The organism is Pseudomonas sp. GL_135, from assembly GCF_057834665.1.
This window is the reverse complement of record NZ_CM174408.1, coordinates 23,638-40,540: the sequence shown is the minus strand read 5'-3', so window position 1 is coordinate 40,540 and position 16,903 is coordinate 23,638. Positions and strand designations below refer to the sequence as shown.

Below are 16,903 nucleotides of genomic sequence, written 5' to 3'. Positions count from 1 at the left end.
AAAAGAAACACCCACGCATCTTAATTACAATCGGCGCCGACCGCAGCTATCGGCGCCAGAGAAGGAGCCTATCGTGGTCATTCGCACGTTCCAGAACCACACCCCGGCCCTTGGCGAGCGGGCCTTTGTCGATCATTCGGCGATTGTGATCGGCGATGTCGAAATCGGCGCCGACAGTTCGGTCTGGCCGCTGACCGTCATCCGTGGCGACATGCACCGCATCCGCATCGGTGCGCGCACCAGCGTGCAGGACGGCAGTGTGCTGCACATCACCCACGCCGGCCCTTTCAACCCCGACGGTTTCCCGCTGTTGATCGGCGATGAGGTGACCATCGGCCACAAGGTCATGCTGCACGGCTGTACCGTCGGCAATCGCATTTTGATCGGCATGGGCACCACGATCATGGATGGCGCGGTGGTGGAGAATGAGGTGATCATCGGCGCGGGCAGTCTGGTGCCGCCCGGCAAACGCCTCGAGAGCGGGTTTCTCTACGTCGGGCGTCCGGTAAAGCAGGTGCGCCCGCTCACCGAAAAAGAGATCGCCTTCTTTCCCTACAGCGCGACCAATTACGTGAAGCTGAAAGACCAGCATCTGGCCGAAGGCTTCGACAAACCCTGCTGAGAGCACCCATGCATTACCAGAATATTCTGTTCGACCTGGACGGCACCCTGACCGATCCGCGCGAAGGCATCACCCGGTCCATCCAGTTTGCCTTGAGCAAGCTGGGTATCGACGAACCCGACATCACCCGGCTTGAGCATTTCATCGGCCCGCCGCTGTTGCAGCAATTCATGCGCGCCTACGATTTCGACGAAGCGAAGGCCTGGGACGCGGTGGGCTTTTACCGCGAGCGTTTCAAGGTGACGGGCCTGTACGAGAATCTGGTGTTCGACGGCATCTTCGAACTGCTCGACATGCTCTCGGATCAGGGCCGTACGCTGTTCATCGCGACGTCCAAGCCTTGGGTGTTCGCCCATGAAATCGCTCGGCATTTCGACTTCGCGCGCCATTTCAAGGTGATCTACGGCAGCGAGCTGGACGGCACCCGCACTGACAAGGTCGAGCTGATCCGGCACTTGCTGGACGAAGAGCAGCTCGACCCGAAGCAGACGCTGATGATCGGCGACCGCAAACACGATTTGATTGGCGGCAAGTGCAACGGCTTGGACGTGGCGGCGGTGGGATATGGGTTTGGCAGTCGGGAGGAGCTGGAGGCCGAAGCGCCGACGTATCATTTTGATTCGGTGGGCGCGTTGCATGAGGCGTTTCTCAGAAGCTGAGAACACTCAATCTGTAGGAACGATCACAACGGCGCCGGCATTACGTGGATTTTTTAGCCAGCCGTTCCAGCGCCGCCCTGCGTTCATCCTTGGGCAATCCGCCCAGCTTTTCCACCGCCGAATAGAACGCGGGCCAGTCGCCGTTGACCTGCCTGAACAACGCTTCAAACGCCGGCACCCATTGATCGTACAAACCGATGGGCAACAGGCGTGCGTTGTTCATCGGCGCATACACCCAGCCGTCGAAACGCGTGTCGCCGCCCCATTGGCTGTCGCGCAACTGCCGATACTCGCTGCGCAGACGCTCGAACTCCGCGGCCTTGCGTTCGCGCATCACCTGCGGACTCAGCGGCTCGGCGTACAGCGCCTTCAGCCGATCGCGGGTGACGAGGGCCAGTTCGGTCAGTTGATCACGTCGCCGGGCTTCCGAAGATCCTCCTTCGGCAGGTAAACCGCGCGCCGCGCGCCACTGGCGGGTGCCTTCCTGCTCCACAAAACTGGCGTAAGACTCGTTGAACTCGCTGTCGTCCTTCACGTAAAACCGCTGGTGCGCCAGCTCATGGAAGATCAGCGTGGCCAGTCGCTCATCGCCCCAGTTCATCATCGAACTCATGATCGGGTCATCGAACCAGCCAAGCGTCGAATACGCCTCCACGCCGCTGACATACACGTCCTTTCCCTCAAGCTTCTGCACAGCCGCATCTCCGCGCGCGGCGCCTTGAGTGTAATAGCCGCGATAGGCCACGCACCCGGCAATGGGGAAGCAATGGGTGACAGGATCCAGGGAAAATTCGCCGGTCGCGAACACGTTCCAGACAACGAACGGGCGATGGATGTCAGCGTAAAGGCGGTAGCTGCGGTTATCCGGCAGGTGCAGATGCTCGGTCGCGAACGCACGAGCCTGCTGCGACTTGAGGAGGTGATCGCGCAACTTGGTGTCGCGATTCGGGTCAGCGATGACGTCGGCAACCGGCTCGCGCGCTCGCAGCAGGGCCATCTGGCCGCTGGCCAGTTGCGAGTAATAGGAAAGACTGGAACAGCCGCCAAGGAGTAAAGTTGCGAGCATCGGCAAGCCACGTTGCAGCCAGGCCTTTTTTGATCGAATCATGCAGCTGCCTTAACGTCGATATTCATGATGCCTACACATCAGCGTTATGCCGGACAGCGCGCCTCTGACGCAACCATCATCGCCAATTGCCCCATTGCGGAGTTCGTCATGCGCTTGCCTCTGTCCATCATTGCCCTGAGTCTTCTGGCCGGATGCGCGGGGCCGCTTCCCGCGGTTGATCCCCAGCAAGCGTGGGTCGACCTGCATACCTTCACCGGTAAAACCCTGATGGCCGACAAGCTCGACGGCGTGCGCACCTACGACGGTCGCTTCTTTCAGGTGACGCCTGGCAAACACAAGTTGGAAGTGCGTTACGACTACGAATACGCGCCGGGTGCGATGGGTTTGTCTATGGACATCTATAACGAGCGAACCTGCTACGTGACGATCAACTACGACCGCTTCGAGGCCGGCCACCGCTATCGCCTCGACGTGCGCAATATCACCAACGACATCGACGCGCAGTTGCGGGACGAGCAGCGCAATGTGCTCGCGGAGGAGGGTGACATCTTCTGTATCCCGTGACGCGTTATCTAGGCCTCGCCGCGCACACGAGATGGCTTGCACACAGCCTACGAAATACTCCAGCTCACGCCCGGACTAACGACCGTTATTCTGGTAGATGATTTTTTTCGTGTCGTTTTCGCAAGTACCGACGACCATGCTCTGGTCGGTGACGTCTTGATTGGCCACGATCTCCAACGTATATGAGCTGACGCTCTGAGCCTGAATCTTCGTTTCGATTTCAGCTTTTAGCTCTTCACATGGCTTGGGTGCAGCGAAAGCGCTGGTGCTCAGCGCTCCGAAAATCAGGATTGTGGCGATACGTTTCATGATCGACTCCTTCGACACCGTGCGATACGCATCGGCCTTGCATGTGACCGTGGGGGCGCACGCCGGTTCTCGCGCGTCCAGAACGAAGATGGCCCGCAATTGCGGGCCACCGAGTGCAACAGTAACGCGAATCAGCTCACGAGCGTGGCATCGAGCGTGATCTTGGCGTTCAGTACTTTCGAAACCGGGCAGCCTTCCTTCGCATCGTTGGTCAGCTTCTCGAACTGTTCCTGGGTGGCGCCAGGGATCTTGGCTTTCAGTGTCAGGTGCACCGCAGTGATTGCGAAACCGCCGTCGACTTGATCCAGGGTGACGTCAGCGGTGGTGTCGATGCTGTCGGCTTTCAGGTTCGCATTGCCGAGGATCATCGACAGGGCCATCGAGAAGCAGCCAGCATGGGCTGCGCCGATCAGTTCTTCCGGATTGGTACCCTTGCCGCCTTCGAAACGGGCCTTGAAGCCGTAAGGCGCTTCACGCAGGACGCCGGTTTCAGTAGAGATGCTGCCGATACCCGACTTCAGGTCACCTTCCCAGTGGGCGGATGCTTTCTTGACGATGCTCATGGTGTCTCCTCATGAAAAGTGCGATTTCGCTCGCACGCGGACCAAAGTTCTGAGGAGTGTAGGCGGGAGTTAGTTCAACGCGTATGCCGCACGTGCTTTTTTGCGGACCGACTCGATGTTAATTCCGACCAAATTAGTAGGAAATTTCGCGCTGCCCATTGCAACTCTGAAATACGCCCTTATTCTATGGCTTAACGCAAATATTTAGTCTTAATGCCGGTTTGCTCGCGTGATGTCCCCGATGGATACACCGCTTCAAGCCCAAGAGGATCAACAACGGCCTATGAAACGATTAGCTGATGTGAAGATTTCGACGCTCGATCTGGTGCCCGTCCGCGAAGACAAAGGGCCGGCAGAATCGCTGCGCAATGCCTTGGACCTGGCGCAACACGTTGAGAAATGGGGCTACAACCGTTTCTGGGTGGCCGAGCACCACAACATGGACGGCATCGCCAGTTCGGCCACCTCTGTTTTGCTGGCCTATCTGGCCGGTGGCACATCGACCATCAGGGTCGGGTCGGGCGGGATCATGCTGCCCAACCACGCACCGCTGGTGATCGCTGAGCAGTTCGGCACGCTGGAAAGCCTGTTCCCGGGGCGTATCGACCTTGGCCTCGGTCGCGCGCCGGGTTCCGACCAGATGACCGCTCGCGCCCTCCGTCGCGAGCGCTCCGGCAGTGCCGATGATTTCCCGGATGACGTGACTGAACTGGTCAACTACCTCGGGCCGCGTCAGCCTCATCAACGGGTCATTGCTGTGCCCGGCACCAACACAAACGTTCCGATCTGGTTGCTGGGCTCTAGCCTGTTTAGTGCTCAACTGGCCGGTGAGCGGGGGCTGCCATACGCATTCGCGTCGCACTTCGCGCCACGTTTCATGCACGAAGCGATTCGCGTCTACCGCAGCCACTTCAAGCCTTCGGAGGTCCTCGACAAGCCTTACGTGATGCTCGGCGTTCCACTTGCCGCTGCAGAGACCGACGAGCGCGCCGACTATCTGGTGACGTCGGTGTATCAACGCATCCTGAGCCTGATGCGGGGGCAGAGCCTGATGCAGAAGCCACCGGTCGAGAGCATGAATGGGTTGTGGCTGCCCCATGAGCGCGACGCGGTGATGGATTTCCTGGGACTGGCGGTCGTTGGTGGCCCGGAAAAAATTCGCGCCAAGCTGGACGTGCTGCTTGAGCAGACTGACGCTGACGAGCTGATCTTCACCTGCGACATGTACGAACACGCCGATCGCCTGCGCTCTTACGAGATACTGGCGCAAGCAGCTAAGGGCTGATTCAGGATTACGCGCTGGAGCTGTCTGTCATAAACAAAAAAACCGACGCCAAATGCGTCGGTTTTTTTATGCCAGCGGGCCAGTATCAGCCGCGCTTGTAAACGATTTCCATGCTGCCGCCTTCGCAGGTGCCGACGACTTTGCCGTCCGCCGAGCTGCCTTTTTCAACGGCTTCCAGCGTGTAGGACGAAACGCCTTTGGCTTTAATTTTCGCATCGATGTCGGCTTTCACGTCATCACACGACTTGCCGGCGGCCATCGTAGTGCCCGCAATGCTCAACAAGCCTATGGCCAACAGAACTTTTTTCATCGGTACATCCCCTCGTCAGGCGCAATTTTCGGATCAACAAGGCCGCTCCAATCGGGCGGCCTGACTACATGAACCTGCGTCATGAACCTTCGTAAAAGTCACGACTGCGCGGTATGTATAGCGAAGGTTGTGGCACTCGGCCACTGTAAAAGTTCAGCGGCTCAGCTGTTGTCGATGCGGAAACCGACCTTGATGGTCACCTGGAAGTGACCCACTTTGCCATCTTCGATGTGGCCGCGGGTTTCCAGCACTTCAAACCATTCCATGAGTTTTACGGACTTGGCAGCCTGGGCAATCGCGTTCTGAATCGCGTCGTCGGTGCCCACGGTCGATGACCCGACCAGCTCGAGCATTTTGTAGGTGTGATGATCAGACATGGCAGTTCTCCTGAGAGGTGTTGCGCGGTGGCAGTGCCGCAGTGATTGTGTTCACTATCTCTGTGCCGAAATGCAGTCTAAAAGTTCAGAAGAAACGGTACTTCGCATTACGCACTGCACTTTCTCGAAACCCTGTAGTCGGAATCAACACACGCCACTCATCACAGCAGGAGAGTTAAATCATGGCATTCACGTCATCCCGTAAAGCGTCGTTGCAAAGCATGGAAGCCGAGATCGAGAGTCTGCTCAAGTCGCTGGAAGGCTTGAAGTCCGACGCTTCCGACGAGTCGCGCAAGACCCTGAAAAACCTGAAAGCCAATGCTGAGAACGCGCTGAGCCATTCGCGCAGCCTGTTGAGCGATGTCTACGAAGACGTCAAGGTCAAAACCCGCGAAACCAGCGTCGCGACCCGTGATTACGCCCAAGAGCACCCTTGGACCACCGCAGGCGTCGCTGTTGGCGCAATCGGCCTGCTGGCCGCGTATCTGCTGTGCAAGCGCGGCTGATCAAGCTCGCCCAGATCGCTCGAGTTCCTGCTTGAGCCACCGAGCGAGGTGCTGAGCGCGTCCATCCGCGGCGCGCTTCGGTACCCACAACGCCAGCTGCGCCGGGGTTTCACTGAAACCCCATGGTGCAGCCAGGCGTCCGGCCTTCAGGTCGTCAGCCACTAGTGGCTCCGGCGCGATCGCCACTCCCAGGCCTGCAACGGCCGCCTCCAGTAAATAATACAAATGCTCGAAATCCTGTCCGTAGCTCAGCGCGTCGGGTCCAATACCGTTTTGCGTCGCCCATGTCGGCCAGGCTTGCAGCCGCGATGTGGTCTGTAGCAAGGGCTCACCCAGTAGCGCATGGACCGGGGCGTGTCGCAGCTCGTCGAACCGGGCGAAACGTGGACTCATCACCGGCCCGATGCGCTCGCTGGCAAGCTCGAAGACCTGCATGTCCGCAGGCCATGGCGGTTCAGCGAAAATCAGCAGCGCGTCCAGGCCCGGGCGTCGTGGGTCAAGATCGCCTTCTCCTGCCGAGAGGTGGAGGCGCAGGTCGGGAAGATCCGCGTTAAGGCGCCCCAGCCTTGGAATGAACCAGCGTGCCAAAAGGCTTCCAGAACAGCCCAACACGAACGGCGCATCAGCGCTGCCTTGGCTAAGCTCGGCACAGACACCGCGCAGACGATCAAATGCTTCGGCACTCGCATCCCGCAACCGGATGCCTGCATCTGTGAGTTTCAAGCCACGTCCGTCCTTGCTGAACAGGCTCACACCCAAGTGTTCCTCCAGCACTTTCAACTGGCGGCTCACGGCACCGTGGGTCACGTGCAATTGCTCAGCCGCTTGGCTGACACTGTTCAGCCGGGCGGTGGCTTCAAAAGCCCGCAATGCGTTAAGGGGCGGGAGGTCTCGGCTCATGATATATGTGAGTTTTCCTGACAGGTTGCGCCGATCTTATCGGTTTTCATTGTCGCTGGCGCTGGTTAGAGTGTGATCACTGCCTGACGGCTCATCCTATTCGCATCCCCGGAGGTCCACATGACCCAGACTCAGACGCAGAATGCCTACAGCAGCGGCCCGGACGACCGCGGCATGTTCGGCGGGTTCGGCGGCCGTTATGTCGCTGAAACGCTGATGCCGCTGATTCTTGATCTGAACCGCGAGTACGAGATCGCGAAGAAAGATCCATCATTCCTGAACGATATCGCCTACTTCCAACGCGATTATGTGGGCCGTCCAAACCCGCTTTATTTTGCCGAGCGCCTGACCGAGTACTGTGGCGGCGCGAAGATTTACCTGAAGCGCGAAGAGCTCAACCACACCGGCGCGCACAAGATCAACAACTGCATCGGCCAGATCCTGCTGGCGCGGCGCATGGGCAAAAAGCGCATCATCGCCGAGACCGGCGCCGGCATGCACGGCGTTGCCACCGCTACCGTGGCGGCACGCTTTGGCCTGGAGTGCGTCATCTACATGGGCACCACTGACATAGAACGTCAGCAAGCCAACGTGTTCCGCATGAAGCTGCTGGGCGCCACGATCATTCCGGTGGTCTCCGGTACCGGCACGCTGAAAGACGCCATGAATGAGGCGCTGCGTGACTGGGTCACCAATGTCGACAGCACCTTCTATCTGATCGGCACCGTCGCCGGCCCGCATCCTTACCCGGCGATGGTCCGCGATTTCCAGGCCGTCATCGGCAAGGAAACCCGCGTGCAGATGCAGGAGCACGAAGGTCGTCTGCCGGACAGTCTGGTGGCGTGCATCGGCGGTGGCTCCAATGCCATGGGCCTGTTTTACCCGTTCCTCGACGATACGAGTGTGCGCATCATTGGGGTGGAAGCTGCGGGTCACGGCATCGAAACCGGCAAACATGCCGCCAGCCTGAACGGCGGTGTTCCGGGCGTGCTGCATGGAAACCGTACCTTCCTGCTGCAGGACGACGATGGCCAGATCACCGACGCCCACTCGATTTCAGCCGGCCTCGACTATCCAGGCATTGGTCCTGAGCACGCTTGGTTGCACGACGTTGGCCGGGTCGAATACACCTCCGTCACCGATGATGAGGCGCTGGATGCATTCCACCGCTGCTGCCGTCTCGAAGGCATCATCCCGGCGCTGGAAACCGCACACGCCCTGGCTGAAGTGTTCAAACGCGCTCCAAGCCTGCCGAAGGATCACTTAATGGTGGTCAACCTGTCCGGTCGTGGCGACAAGGACATGCAAACCGTGATGCACCACCTGGATCTGTCCCAGCAGGAGAAACACTGATGAGCCGCCTGCAAACGCGTTTTGCCGAACTGAAAGAACAAAACCGCGCGGCCCTGGTGACTTTCATCACGGCAGGCGACCCGGGCTACGACACCTCGCTCGCGATCCTAAAGGGATTGCCGAAGGCAGGTGCCGATGTGATCGAACTCGGTATGCCGTTCACTGACCCGATGGCGGACGGCCCGGCAATTCAGCTGGCGAACATTCGCGCGCTTAACGCCAAGCAAAACCTGGCTAAGACGCTGCAGATGGTTCGCGAATTTCGTGAAGAAGACAGCGTCACGCCGCTGGTGCTGATGGGTTACTACAACCCGATCCACAACTACGGCATCGAGCGCTTCATTTCCGAAGCTCATTCGTCGGGTGTCGACGGGCTGATCGTGGTGGACCTGCCGCCGGAGCACAACGCCGAGTTGTGCGACCCCGCGCAGGATGCAGGTCTGGACTTCATCCGCCTGACCACGCCGACCACCGACGATGTTCGTTTGCCTACGGTGCTCAACGGCAGCTCCGGCTTCGTCTACTACGTGTCGGTAGCGGGCGTGACCGGCGCGGGTTCAGCGACGATCGATCACGTGAAAGACGCCGTGCAACGCCTGCGCCGCCATACCGATCTGCCAATCAGTGTCGGCTTCGGGATTCGCACAGCTGAACAAGCGGCAGCTATTGCGCGCGTGGCCGAAGGTGTCGTCGTCGGTTCGGCACTGATTGACCAGATCGCCAACGCGCCATCGCCAGAACAGGCGGTGACCGGCGTGTTGGGGCTGTGCGCGCAGTTATCGCAAGGCGTGCGTAAAGCCCGCGTAGCCGAGGGTAAAGTTTCTGATACAGAGGAATCTCAGTCCCTGGCCGCACACTAAGCCGTACAGCGAAGGGGTTCAGGGCCACGTCCTGAACCCCTTTTTGCTGCCCGAATTTGCTCAGGAGCGCGCCACATGAAAGTCTCGAATCGTTTGATCGCCGGGTTGGGCGTGTTGATGCTCAGCGCCAGCGCACTGGTTCAGGCTGCACCACCGGATCAACGCGGCGGCGATGACAACGGCCCGGGCCAGCATCAGGACCACGGCCAGCCAGGCGGTCCGCAGGGCGATCGCGGTAACGGCAATAACAACGGCAACGATCATCGCAACGAACCGCGTCCCGATAACCGTGGCAATAATCAACGGGGCGGGCGTCCTCCTGCCGACTTCGGCGAGGTGCGCCGGACCATCAGCGAACACCGTGAAGTCATCGGTCGCGGTCAGCCGCTGCCCCCTGGCGTCCACATCGTCAAAGGCCACCCGCTGCCACGCGGTTATGGCCGTCGACTGAACCCACGCTCGCTGCAATACCTGCCTCAATACGATGGCTACGAATGGCGCCGCCTGGGCCCGGACGTAGTGCTGATCGCAATCGGCAGCGGGATTGTTTATGAAATTCTGGATGGCGTGTTGAATTAAAGCAGCTTCGGTATCACGACCAGTGGGAGTGAGCTTGCTCGCCAAAGGGGCCTTCCAGCCGCTAGAAACTTAGCGGTTGTACTGGCTTATTCGCGAGCAAGCTCGCTCCCACAACTTATGTCCCGGCAGCTATATCTGCGGCACCGTCATGACAGCCAGCTGGCCCCGGATCGCTGCGCCGCCAGACCAGCATCGAAGATTGTCACCAGACCCTAAACCGCTATCGACGGCAGTGCCTTACCCGTCAACAAATCCCCGCTCAACGCCTGTTCACTTCTTAACCAGTCCACGAATCGCTGCACGATCTGCACGCGCCGTTTGCGTTGCGGCAGGACGATGTAATAACCGTATCCGGAGACGGCGCTGGCTTCGATCGGGCGGCACAGCAAACCCTGCTCCAGCAAATCGTCCACCAGATGGCGCCAGCCGATGGCCACGCCCTGGCCGCCGATCGCCGCTTGAATCATCAGCGTGTAGTTGTCGAATCGCAGCTGACCCGGGGCGGGTGCCTGGGGGATATTCAGGGCGCGGAACACGCCACTCCAGTCGAACCAGTTGCTGCCGCCTTCGCCGCGAAGGTGCAGCAATGCGAAGTCTTTCAGCGCCTCGGTGGGCAGGGGCAGGTCGCGCCCCTTCAGCAATTGCGGGCTGCACACCGGGAACACTTCTTCGCTGAACAGCCAGTGGCTTTCTCCCTGCTTGAATCGCCCGTCACCGAATAACACGGCCACATCGATATCCGCGCGCAGCATGCTGTGACTGCGCTCGCTGGTGACCAGGCTGACATCGACGTCGGGGTTGTCCTTGTGGAATCGGTGCAGCCGCGGCATCAGCCAATAGGCGGCGAAGGCGAAGTCGGTCGCCACTTGCAGCACCTCATGCTGATGCTGCTCGGTGATTGCGCTGAGGCCAGCGTCCATCGACTCCAGCCCGGTCTGTACGTGATTGAAGAGAATCTGCCCGGCGTCCGTCAGTTCAATGCCGCGATAGATGCGATCAAACAGCCGCGTCGCCAATTGCTCTTCCAGTCGCTTGATTTGTTGGCTGATGGCCGGCTGAGTCGTGCCGAGCTCGATGGCAGCAGCGGTAAAACTGCGCAGCCGTGCGGCGGCTTCAAAACCGCGAAGCAAATCCAGCGACATGGCACCAAGGGCTTCAAACATAAGCTGCACTTATCCTAAGCATTGCCTCACATGGGCTTTACCGCAGACGGCATGGGCACCATCCTCGGTCGGAGCACTTTCGCATAAATAATGACTATGGATGCCGCGAACACATGAAGCGCAAGAATATTCTTTTCATCATGGCCGATCAGATGGCCGCGCCCATGTTGCCGATGTACGCCACTTCTCCGATCAAGATGCCACACTTGAGTCGCCTCGCCGCTGAAGGCGTGGTGTTCGATGCCGCCTATTGCAACAGTCCGCTGTGCGCACCGTCGCGTTTTACCTTGGTGAGCGGTCAATTGCCGAGCAAAATCGGCGCGTACGACAACGCCGCCGACTTCCCCGCTGATGTGCCGACCTACGCCCATTACCTGCGTCGACTTGGTTATCGCACGGCGCTGTCCGGCAAGATGCACTTTTGTGGCCCCGATCAATTGCACGGCTACGAAGAGCGCCTGACCAGCGACATCTATCCGGCCGACTACGGCTGGGCCGTGAACTGGGACGAACCGGACGTGCGCCCGACGTGGTATCACAACATGTCATCGGTGCTGCAAGCCGGACCTTGCGTGCGCACTAATCAGCTCGATTTCGATGAAGAGGTGGTGTTCAAGGCTCAACAATATTTGTTCGATCACGTCCGCGAAGACGGCGATCAGCCGTTTTGCCTGACGGTGTCGATGACCCATCCCCACGATCCGTACACCATTCCCAAGTCTTACTGGAATCTGTACAGCGATGACGAAATCCCGATGCCCCACTCGCCGTTGGCCCAGTCCGAACAGGATCCGCATTCCCAGCGCCTGCTGAAGGTCTACGACCTGTGGGACAAGCCGCTGCCCGAGCAAAAGATTCGCGATGCGCGCCGCGCCTATTTCGGCGCATGCAGCTACATTGATGACAACGTCGGCAAACTGCTGAAAACCCTGGAAGAAACAGGCCTGGCTGACGACACGATCATTGTGTTCTCCGGCGACCATGGCGACATGCTGGGCGAACGCGGGCTCTGGTACAAAATGCACTGGTTCGAGATGTCGGCGCGGGTGCCGCTGCTGGTGTACGCTCCGGGGCAGTTCAAGGCCGCCCGCGTGCAGTCCGCCGTGTCCACCGCTGACTTGCTGCCGACGTTTGTTGCGTTGGCTGATGGTCAACTGGACGCCGGTTTGCCACTCGATGGCCGTTCACTATTGCCGCATCTCCAGGGTGAGGGCGGCCACGACGAGGTGTTTGGCGAGTACATGGCCGAGGGCACCAACAGCCCGCTGATGATGATTCGTCGCGGCGCGTACAAATTCATTTATTCGGAACGGGACCCATGTCTGCTTTATGACGTGCGCAACGATCCGAAGGAGCAGGAAGAGCTGAGTCGATCTGAGGCTCATCGCGACCTGTTCGCTGCGTTCCTGGCCGAAGCAAAGGCCAAGTGGGACATTCCGGCGATACACCACCAGGTGCTCGCCAGCCAGCGTCGCCGGCGCTTCGTCGCCGAGTCGCTGGCGATCGGCAAGCTGAAGAGTTGGGATCACCAGCCGCTGGTCGACGCCAGTCAGCAGTACATGCGCAACCATATTGATCTGGACGATCTGGAGCGCAAGGCCCGTTATCCGCAACCTTGAACCCTGCCAACACCTAGAAAACCAAAAAAGGGGCACACCATGAATAAGCTATTCACCACGCTGGCGGTTGGGGTTTTGAGCTTGAGCAGCGTCGTGGCCTATGCCGCCGACGCTAGCTGCAGCACCGTGCGGATGGCCGATCCAGGCTGGAGCGATATCGCCGCGACCAACGCCACAGCAGGCTTTTTGCTCGACGGCATGGGCTATAAAACCAAGATTGACACCTTGGCGGTACCGATCGCCTATGGCGGCCTGAAGGACGGGCAACTCGACGTCTTTCTGGGCAACTGGATGCCGGCCCAGCAGGGCTTCTACGACAAATTCATCGCCACGGGTGACGTGACGCAATACGCGAAGAATCTGGAAGGCACCGAGTTCACCCTCGCGGTTCCCGATTACGTCTATGACGCGGGCGTTCACGACTTCGCCGACCTGAACAAATTTGCGGACAAGTTCCACAAGAAGATCTACGGCATCGGCTCGGGCGCTCCGGCCAATGCGTCGATTCAGGAGATCATCAAAAAGAACGAGTTCGAACTGGGTGACTGGAAGTTGGTGGAGTCCAGCGAGCAGGCGATGCTGGCCGAAGTGCAGCGCAACGTGAAGAAGAAGGAATTCGTGGTGTTCCTTGGCTGGACGCCGCACCCGATGAACGTGCAGATCAAAGGCATGCACTACCTCAAAGGCGGCGAGAAGTATTTCGGTGATACCGGCAGTGTCTACACCGTGACCCGCAAAGGCTACGCCGACGCCTGTCCGAACGTGGCAAAGCTGCTTTCCAACCTGGTCTTCACCCAGGACATGGAAAACTCGATCATGCAGACCGTTGTGGACAAGAAGGTCAGCAATACCGAGGCGGTGAAAGCGTGGCTGAAAGCCAACCCGGAGGTGCTGGATAAATGGCTGAGCGGCGTGAAAACCATTGACGACAAAGATGCGCTGCCAGCGGTGAAAGCCAAGTTGTAACGTTCAGTGCAGCGTCGCAAGCAAGCTTACTAATTAGGTGGGACGACACCGCTGAAGTCCCTGCCGAGAGCTGAACTGTGGAAGTGAGCTTGCTCGCGAAGAAGTCGGTACATTCGCTAGATCTTGGCGGCTGGAATGGCGTCTTCGCGAGCAAGCTCACTCCCACAATTTGTGCGTCAACGGGTAGAACTGCAGTGTTGTGAGCTTTGATGAGCGCAAGCGTTATCCGTTCTGCGCCATCAACCGCCGCAGCTCCGCCAGCACCGGCGCTGATTCCGGTCGCACGCCACGCCACAGGTAGAACGCCTCGGCGGCCTGCTCCACCAACATCCCCAAACCATCCACTGCCTGTCCGGCATTGTGCTCCCTGGCCCAGCGGCAAAACGCAGTCGGCTCCTTGGCGTACATCATGTCGTAGCAAAAGGTCGCGCCCGGCTGTATCAGGCTGGGCGCAATGGGCGGTACTTCGCCCGACAGACTGGCCGACGTGGCGTTGATGATGATGTCCACCGGTTCCTCCAGCCAGTCGTAGCCTGCGGGCAGCACCGGGCCGATGTCGGCGAATTCCTGGGCCAGCTGTTCAGCCTTTTCTACCGTGCGATTGGCAACCACCAGCACGTAGGGATCTTCCGCCAGCAAGGGCTCCAGCGCGCCACGTACTGCGCCGCCAGCTCCGAGCACAAGGATGCGTTTGTCCTTGAGCGTGATGCCATGATTCACTTTCAGGTCTCGAACCAGACCGGCTCCGTCAGTGTTATCACCCAGCAGGCTCCCGTCCGCTTGAAGGGCCAAGGTATTGACCGCTCCGGCACGACGGCCACGCTCGGTCAGCTGATCGGCCATCCGATACGCTTCTTCCTTGAAGGGCACGGTGACGTTGGCGCCACGGCCGGTCTCGAAAAACGCCCTGGCGAACGCGGTAAAGCCGTCAAGTGGCGCGAGCGAGGTCTGATAGTCGAGGGCCTGACCGGTCTGCTCGGCGAACAGGCGATGGATCAGCGGCGACTTGCTGTGGGCGATGGGGTTGCCGAAGACAACATACTGGTCGGCCATCACTGTGCTGCCTCAGCCAGCCAATCGCGATCCTGCAGAAAATAGTCGGTGAGGCGTGCTTCTTCACTGCCTGGCTCGGCTTTCCAGTCATAGGCCCAGCGCACTTGCGGCGGCAGCGACATGAGGATCGATTCAGTGCGGCCACCCGATTGCAGGCCGAACAAGGTGCCGCGGTCGTACACCAGATTGAATTCAACGTAACGCCCACGGCGGAATTCCTGAAATTCGCGTTGCTGAGGCGTGTACGGGGTGTCTTTGCGGCGCTGAACGATGGGCAGGTACGCCTCGACGAACGCGTCGCCGATGGCGCGAATGAACGCGAAGCTGGTGTCGAAATCCCACTCGTTGAGGTCGTCGAAAAACAGTCCGCCGACCCCACGCGGCTCATTACGGTGCTTGATATGGAAGTAGCGATCGCACCACGCCTTGTAGCGGGGATAGACGTCGGCACCGAACGGCGCGCAGGCCTGTTCGGCAACGCGGTGCCAATGAACGCAGTCTTCCTCGACGCCGTAATAAGGGGTCAGGTCAAAGCCGCCGCCAAACCACCACACCGGCTCTTCGCCCTCTTTCTCTGCGATGAAAAACCGCACATTGGCGTGGGCAGTCGGCACGTGTGGGTTATGCGGGTGCATCACCAGCGACACACCGAGGGCTTCGAAACCTCGTCCTGCGAGCTCCGGTCGATGGGCGCTGGCCGAGGGGGGAAGGCCGGCGCCGAAGACGTGGGAAAAATTGACCCCGCCCTTTTCGAGGATGTGGCCGTTCTCGATCACTCGGGTTCGTCCGCCACCGCCTGCAGGCCGTTCCCAGGCGTCTTCGACGAAACGGGCGCTGCCATCTTCGGTTTCCAGCGCGGCGCAAATGCGGTCCTGAAGATCGAGCAAGTAGGCTTTGACGGCATCGGTGCGAAAGGACATGGGCAGTACCTGCATAAACTGAAACGTGCGTCGGGAGCGGGATTCAGCCAGTCTTGGCGTTGATAGCACGCCTCGCTGCGCAAATCCCGTCGGCGAAATTCGGTCCGTAGCATATCACCGGCCTGGCGGATGCCGCAGTTGACGAAGCGCCGACGAAGGAGTCCGATAGAGCCCTTTCGCATCAACAGTCATCCCCTGCAGTTCCGACCCATGACGGAGAAAGCAAATGGCAAAACGTATCCAGTTCAAGGCTTATGGCGGTCCCGAGGTGCTCGAGTACGTAGACTTCGAACCCCCGGCACCGGGTCCGAAAGACGTGCTCGTGCGCAACAAGGCGATTGGCGTTAATTTCATCGAAACCTACTTTCGCAGCGGCCTTTACCCGGCGCCTTCATTTCCGTCGGGGTTGGGCAACGAAGGCGCGGGGCTGGTTGAAGCGGTCGGCAGCGAAGTCACCCACGTCAAAGTCGGCGACCGGGTGGTGTACGGCACAGGCCCGTTGGGTGCATACGGGGACGTTCACCTGACGCCGGCCGCGAACATTGCCAAACTGCCTGACGGCATCAGCTTCGAGCAGGGCGCCGCCGTTATGCTCAAGGGCCTGACCGTGCAGTACTTGTTTCGCCAGACCTACGAGATCCGCCCTGAAGAAACCATTTTGTTCCATGCCGCTGCCGGCGGCGTGGGTTCCATCGCCTGCCAGTGGGCCAACGCCTTGGGCGTCAAGCTCATCGGCACGGTCAGCTCGGCAGAAAAGGCCGCGCACGCCAAAGCGCATGGCGCGTGGGAAGTGATCGATTACAGCAAGGAGGACGTCGTTCAGCGTGTACTGGAATTGACCGATGGCAAGAAGGTGCCAGTGGTCTACGACGGTGTCGGCAAAGACACGTGGGAGACATCCCTTAATTGCCTGGAATTGCGAGGCCTACTGGTCAGCTTCGGCAATGCGTCAGGCGCAGTGACCGGGGTGAACCTCGGAGTCCTCGCTCAGAAAGGCTCGCTCTACGTCACCCGCCCGACGTTGGGCTCTTACGCGAACACCCCGGAAGCCTTGCAAGCAATGGCAGATGAGGTGTTTGAGATGGTCGCCAGCGGCAAGGTGAAGGTCGACGACATCCGCAAGTTCCCCCTCAAGGACGCCGCAAAGGCCCATACCGAACTGTCCGGCCGCAGAACGGTTGGGTCGATCATTCTGGTGCCTTGATCTCACCCTGCGAGACGGTGGA

At 59.6% G+C, this 16,903-nt stretch carries 20 protein-coding genes; 11 read left to right on the top strand and 9 right to left on the bottom strand.

Annotation, left to right across the window (positions count from 1 at the left end):
* Positions 1–73: 73 nt before the first annotated feature.
* A complete protein-coding gene (locus AC3ISG_RS00200; protein WP_122623660.1) occupies positions 74–622 on the top strand; it encodes a gamma carbonic anhydrase family protein in 549 nt (182 codons plus the stop codon).
* Positions 623–630: 8 nt separating this feature from the next.
* Positions 631–1,281, top strand: coding sequence for an HAD family hydrolase (locus AC3ISG_RS00195; RefSeq protein WP_489298245.1), 651 nt, complete (start codon positions 631–633; stop codon positions 1,279–1,281).
* 40 nt (positions 1,282–1,321) lie between these two features.
* Here the strand turns inward: AC3ISG_RS00195 and AC3ISG_RS00190 are convergent, their stop codons facing one another.
* Entirely contained in the window at positions 1,322–2,389 is a 1,068-nt protein-coding gene (locus tag AC3ISG_RS00190) for an aminopeptidase (protein ID WP_489298244.1), read from the bottom strand.
* Between the two features lie 108 nt (positions 2,390–2,497).
* Between AC3ISG_RS00190 and AC3ISG_RS00185 the strand changes: the two genes are divergently transcribed.
* Entirely contained in the window at positions 2,498–2,914 is a 417-nt protein-coding gene (locus AC3ISG_RS00185; protein WP_272629933.1) for a PA0061/PA0062 family lipoprotein, read from the top strand.
* Positions 2,915–2,989: 75 nt separating this feature from the next.
* Here AC3ISG_RS00185 and AC3ISG_RS00180 read toward each other — a convergent pair whose 3' ends face one another.
* Together AC3ISG_RS00180 and AC3ISG_RS00175 are read right to left on the bottom strand one after the other, a co-directional pair.
* Positions 2,990–3,223 carry a DUF1161 domain-containing protein gene (locus AC3ISG_RS00180; RefSeq protein WP_489298243.1) on the bottom strand — a complete coding sequence of 78 codons (234 nt, stop codon included), beginning with the start codon at positions 3,221–3,223 and terminating at the stop codon, positions 2,990–2,992.
* A gap of 131 nt (positions 3,224–3,354) precedes the next feature.
* Positions 3,355–3,786 (bottom strand): OsmC family protein, encoded by a 432-nt coding sequence (locus tag AC3ISG_RS00175; RefSeq protein WP_037017022.1) that lies wholly within the window; start codon positions 3,784–3,786, stop codon positions 3,355–3,357.
* A gap of 283 nt (positions 3,787–4,069) precedes the next feature.
* Here AC3ISG_RS00175 and AC3ISG_RS00170 point away from each other — a divergent pair, with 283 nt between their 5' ends.
* Positions 4,070–5,071 (top strand): LLM class flavin-dependent oxidoreductase, encoded by a 1,002-nt coding sequence (locus AC3ISG_RS00170; RefSeq protein WP_122623654.1) that lies wholly within the window; start codon positions 4,070–4,072, stop codon positions 5,069–5,071.
* An 85-nt stretch (positions 5,072–5,156) separates the two neighbouring features.
* Here the strand turns inward: AC3ISG_RS00170 and AC3ISG_RS00165 are convergent, their stop codons facing one another.
* Both AC3ISG_RS00165 and AC3ISG_RS00160 read right to left on the bottom strand, forming a co-directional pair.
* Entirely contained in the window at positions 5,157–5,381 is a 225-nt protein-coding gene (locus tag AC3ISG_RS00165) for a DUF1161 domain-containing protein (RefSeq protein ID WP_122623653.1), read from the bottom strand.
* 161 nt (positions 5,382–5,542) lie between these two features.
* Positions 5,543–5,758 carry a dodecin gene (locus tag AC3ISG_RS00160; RefSeq protein ID WP_074886200.1) on the bottom strand — a complete coding sequence of 72 codons (216 nt, stop codon included), beginning with the start codon at positions 5,756–5,758 and terminating at the stop codon, positions 5,543–5,545.
* Between the two features lie 182 nt (positions 5,759–5,940).
* On the opposite strand from AC3ISG_RS00160, the gene AC3ISG_RS00155 reads away from it, so the two are divergent.
* Entirely contained in the window at positions 5,941–6,264 is a 324-nt protein-coding gene (locus AC3ISG_RS00155) for an ElaB/YgaM/YqjD family protein (RefSeq protein WP_122534291.1), read from the top strand.
* Here the strand turns inward: AC3ISG_RS00155 and AC3ISG_RS00150 are convergent, their stop codons facing one another.
* Positions 6,265–7,164, bottom strand: coding sequence for a LysR family transcriptional regulator (locus AC3ISG_RS00150; protein WP_489298242.1), 900 nt, complete (start codon positions 7,162–7,164; stop codon positions 6,265–6,267).
* A 120-nt stretch (positions 7,165–7,284) separates the two neighbouring features.
* Between AC3ISG_RS00150 and trpB the strand changes: the two genes are divergently transcribed.
* From trpB to AC3ISG_RS00135, 3 genes are all read left to right on the top strand, one after another.
* Positions 7,285–8,517, top strand: coding sequence for a tryptophan synthase subunit beta (trpB, locus tag AC3ISG_RS00145; RefSeq protein ID WP_489298241.1), 1,233 nt, complete (start codon positions 7,285–7,287; stop codon positions 8,515–8,517).
* Complete coding sequence (gene trpA, locus AC3ISG_RS00140; RefSeq protein ID WP_489298240.1) at positions 8,517–9,377, top strand: tryptophan synthase subunit alpha; 861 nt, start codon at positions 8,517–8,519, stop codon at positions 9,375–9,377. Before trpB ends, trpA begins: the two co-directional genes overlap by 1 nt.
* A 75-nt stretch (positions 9,378–9,452) precedes the next feature.
* The gene (locus AC3ISG_RS00135; RefSeq protein WP_489298239.1) at positions 9,453–9,956 is read left to right on the top strand and encodes an anti-virulence regulator CigR family protein; all 504 of its coding nucleotides are present in this window, start codon (positions 9,453–9,455) and stop codon (positions 9,954–9,956) included.
* A 212-nt stretch (positions 9,957–10,168) separates the two neighbouring features.
* Here AC3ISG_RS00135 and AC3ISG_RS00130 read toward each other — a convergent pair whose 3' ends face one another.
* The gene (locus tag AC3ISG_RS00130) at positions 10,169–11,119 is read right to left on the bottom strand and encodes a choline sulfate utilization transcriptional regulator (protein ID WP_489298238.1); all 951 of its coding nucleotides are present in this window, start codon (positions 11,117–11,119) and stop codon (positions 10,169–10,171) included.
* A gap of 113 nt (positions 11,120–11,232) precedes the next feature.
* Between AC3ISG_RS00130 and betC the strand changes: the two genes are divergently transcribed.
* Together betC and choX are read left to right on the top strand one after the other, a co-directional pair.
* Positions 11,233–12,738 (top strand): choline-sulfatase, encoded by a 1,506-nt coding sequence (betC, locus tag AC3ISG_RS00125; RefSeq protein ID WP_122534285.1) that lies wholly within the window; start codon positions 11,233–11,235, stop codon positions 12,736–12,738.
* Between the two features lie 39 nt (positions 12,739–12,777).
* Positions 12,778–13,704, top strand: coding sequence for a choline ABC transporter substrate-binding protein (gene choX / locus AC3ISG_RS00120; protein WP_489298237.1), 927 nt, complete (start codon positions 12,778–12,780; stop codon positions 13,702–13,704).
* Between the two features lie 222 nt (positions 13,705–13,926).
* Here the strand turns inward: choX and aroE are convergent, their stop codons facing one another.
* Positions 13,927–14,757, bottom strand: coding sequence for a shikimate dehydrogenase (aroE, locus tag AC3ISG_RS00115; protein WP_489298236.1), 831 nt, complete (start codon positions 14,755–14,757; stop codon positions 13,927–13,929).
* Complete coding sequence (hemF, locus tag AC3ISG_RS00110; RefSeq protein WP_489298235.1) at positions 14,757–15,677, bottom strand: oxygen-dependent coproporphyrinogen oxidase; 921 nt, start codon at positions 15,675–15,677, stop codon at positions 14,757–14,759. Before hemF ends, aroE begins: the two co-directional genes overlap by 1 nt.
* 226 nt (positions 15,678–15,903) lie before the next feature.
* Here hemF and AC3ISG_RS00105 point away from each other — a divergent pair, with 226 nt between their 5' ends.
* Positions 15,904–16,881, top strand: coding sequence for an NADPH:quinone reductase (locus AC3ISG_RS00105; RefSeq protein ID WP_489298234.1), 978 nt, complete (start codon positions 15,904–15,906; stop codon positions 16,879–16,881).
* The last annotated feature ends 22 nt before the right edge of the window (positions 16,882–16,903 follow it).

Excerpts from the sequence above, each read along its gene's own strand:
- AC3ISG_RS00195 (WP_489298245.1), top strand. The coding sequence starts at position 631 with ATGCATTACCAGAATATTCTGTTCGACCTGGACGGCACCCTGACCGAT.
- AC3ISG_RS00190 (WP_489298244.1), bottom strand. The coding sequence starts at position 2,389 with ATGATTCGATCAAAAAAGGCCTGGCTGCAACGTGGCTTGCCGATGCTC.
- AC3ISG_RS00185 (WP_272629933.1), top strand. The coding sequence starts at position 2,498 with ATGCGCTTGCCTCTGTCCATCATTGCCCTGAGTCTTCTGGCCGGATGC.
- AC3ISG_RS00180 (WP_489298243.1), bottom strand. The coding sequence starts at position 3,223 with ATGAAACGTATCGCCACAATCCTGATTTTCGGAGCGCTGAGCACCAGC.
- AC3ISG_RS00175 (WP_037017022.1), bottom strand. The coding sequence starts at position 3,786 with ATGAGCATCGTCAAGAAAGCATCCGCCCACTGGGAAGGTGACCTGAAG.
- AC3ISG_RS00170 (WP_122623654.1), top strand. The coding sequence starts at position 4,070 with ATGAAACGATTAGCTGATGTGAAGATTTCGACGCTCGATCTGGTGCCC.
- AC3ISG_RS00165 (WP_122623653.1), bottom strand. The coding sequence starts at position 5,381 with ATGAAAAAAGTTCTGTTGGCCATAGGCTTGTTGAGCATTGCGGGCACT.
- AC3ISG_RS00160 (WP_074886200.1), bottom strand. The coding sequence starts at position 5,758 with ATGTCTGATCATCACACCTACAAAATGCTCGAGCTGGTCGGGTCATCG.
- AC3ISG_RS00155 (WP_122534291.1), top strand. The coding sequence starts at position 5,941 with ATGGCATTCACGTCATCCCGTAAAGCGTCGTTGCAAAGCATGGAAGCC.
- AC3ISG_RS00150 (WP_489298242.1), bottom strand. The coding sequence starts at position 7,164 with ATGAGCCGAGACCTCCCGCCCCTTAACGCATTGCGGGCTTTTGAAGCC.
- trpB (WP_489298241.1), top strand. The coding sequence starts at position 7,285 with ATGACCCAGACTCAGACGCAGAATGCCTACAGCAGCGGCCCGGACGAC.
- trpA (WP_489298240.1), top strand. The coding sequence starts at position 8,517 with ATGAGCCGCCTGCAAACGCGTTTTGCCGAACTGAAAGAACAAAACCGC.
- AC3ISG_RS00135 (WP_489298239.1), top strand. The coding sequence starts at position 9,453 with ATGAAAGTCTCGAATCGTTTGATCGCCGGGTTGGGCGTGTTGATGCTC.
- AC3ISG_RS00130 (WP_489298238.1), bottom strand. The coding sequence starts at position 11,119 with ATGTTTGAAGCCCTTGGTGCCATGTCGCTGGATTTGCTTCGCGGTTTT.
- betC (WP_122534285.1), top strand. The coding sequence starts at position 11,233 with ATGAAGCGCAAGAATATTCTTTTCATCATGGCCGATCAGATGGCCGCG.
- choX (WP_489298237.1), top strand. The coding sequence starts at position 12,778 with ATGAATAAGCTATTCACCACGCTGGCGGTTGGGGTTTTGAGCTTGAGC.
- aroE (WP_489298236.1), bottom strand. The coding sequence starts at position 14,757 with ATGGCCGACCAGTATGTTGTCTTCGGCAACCCCATCGCCCACAGCAAG.
- hemF (WP_489298235.1), bottom strand. The coding sequence starts at position 15,677 with ATGTCCTTTCGCACCGATGCCGTCAAAGCCTACTTGCTCGATCTTCAG.
- AC3ISG_RS00105 (WP_489298234.1), top strand. The coding sequence starts at position 15,904 with ATGGCAAAACGTATCCAGTTCAAGGCTTATGGCGGTCCCGAGGTGCTC.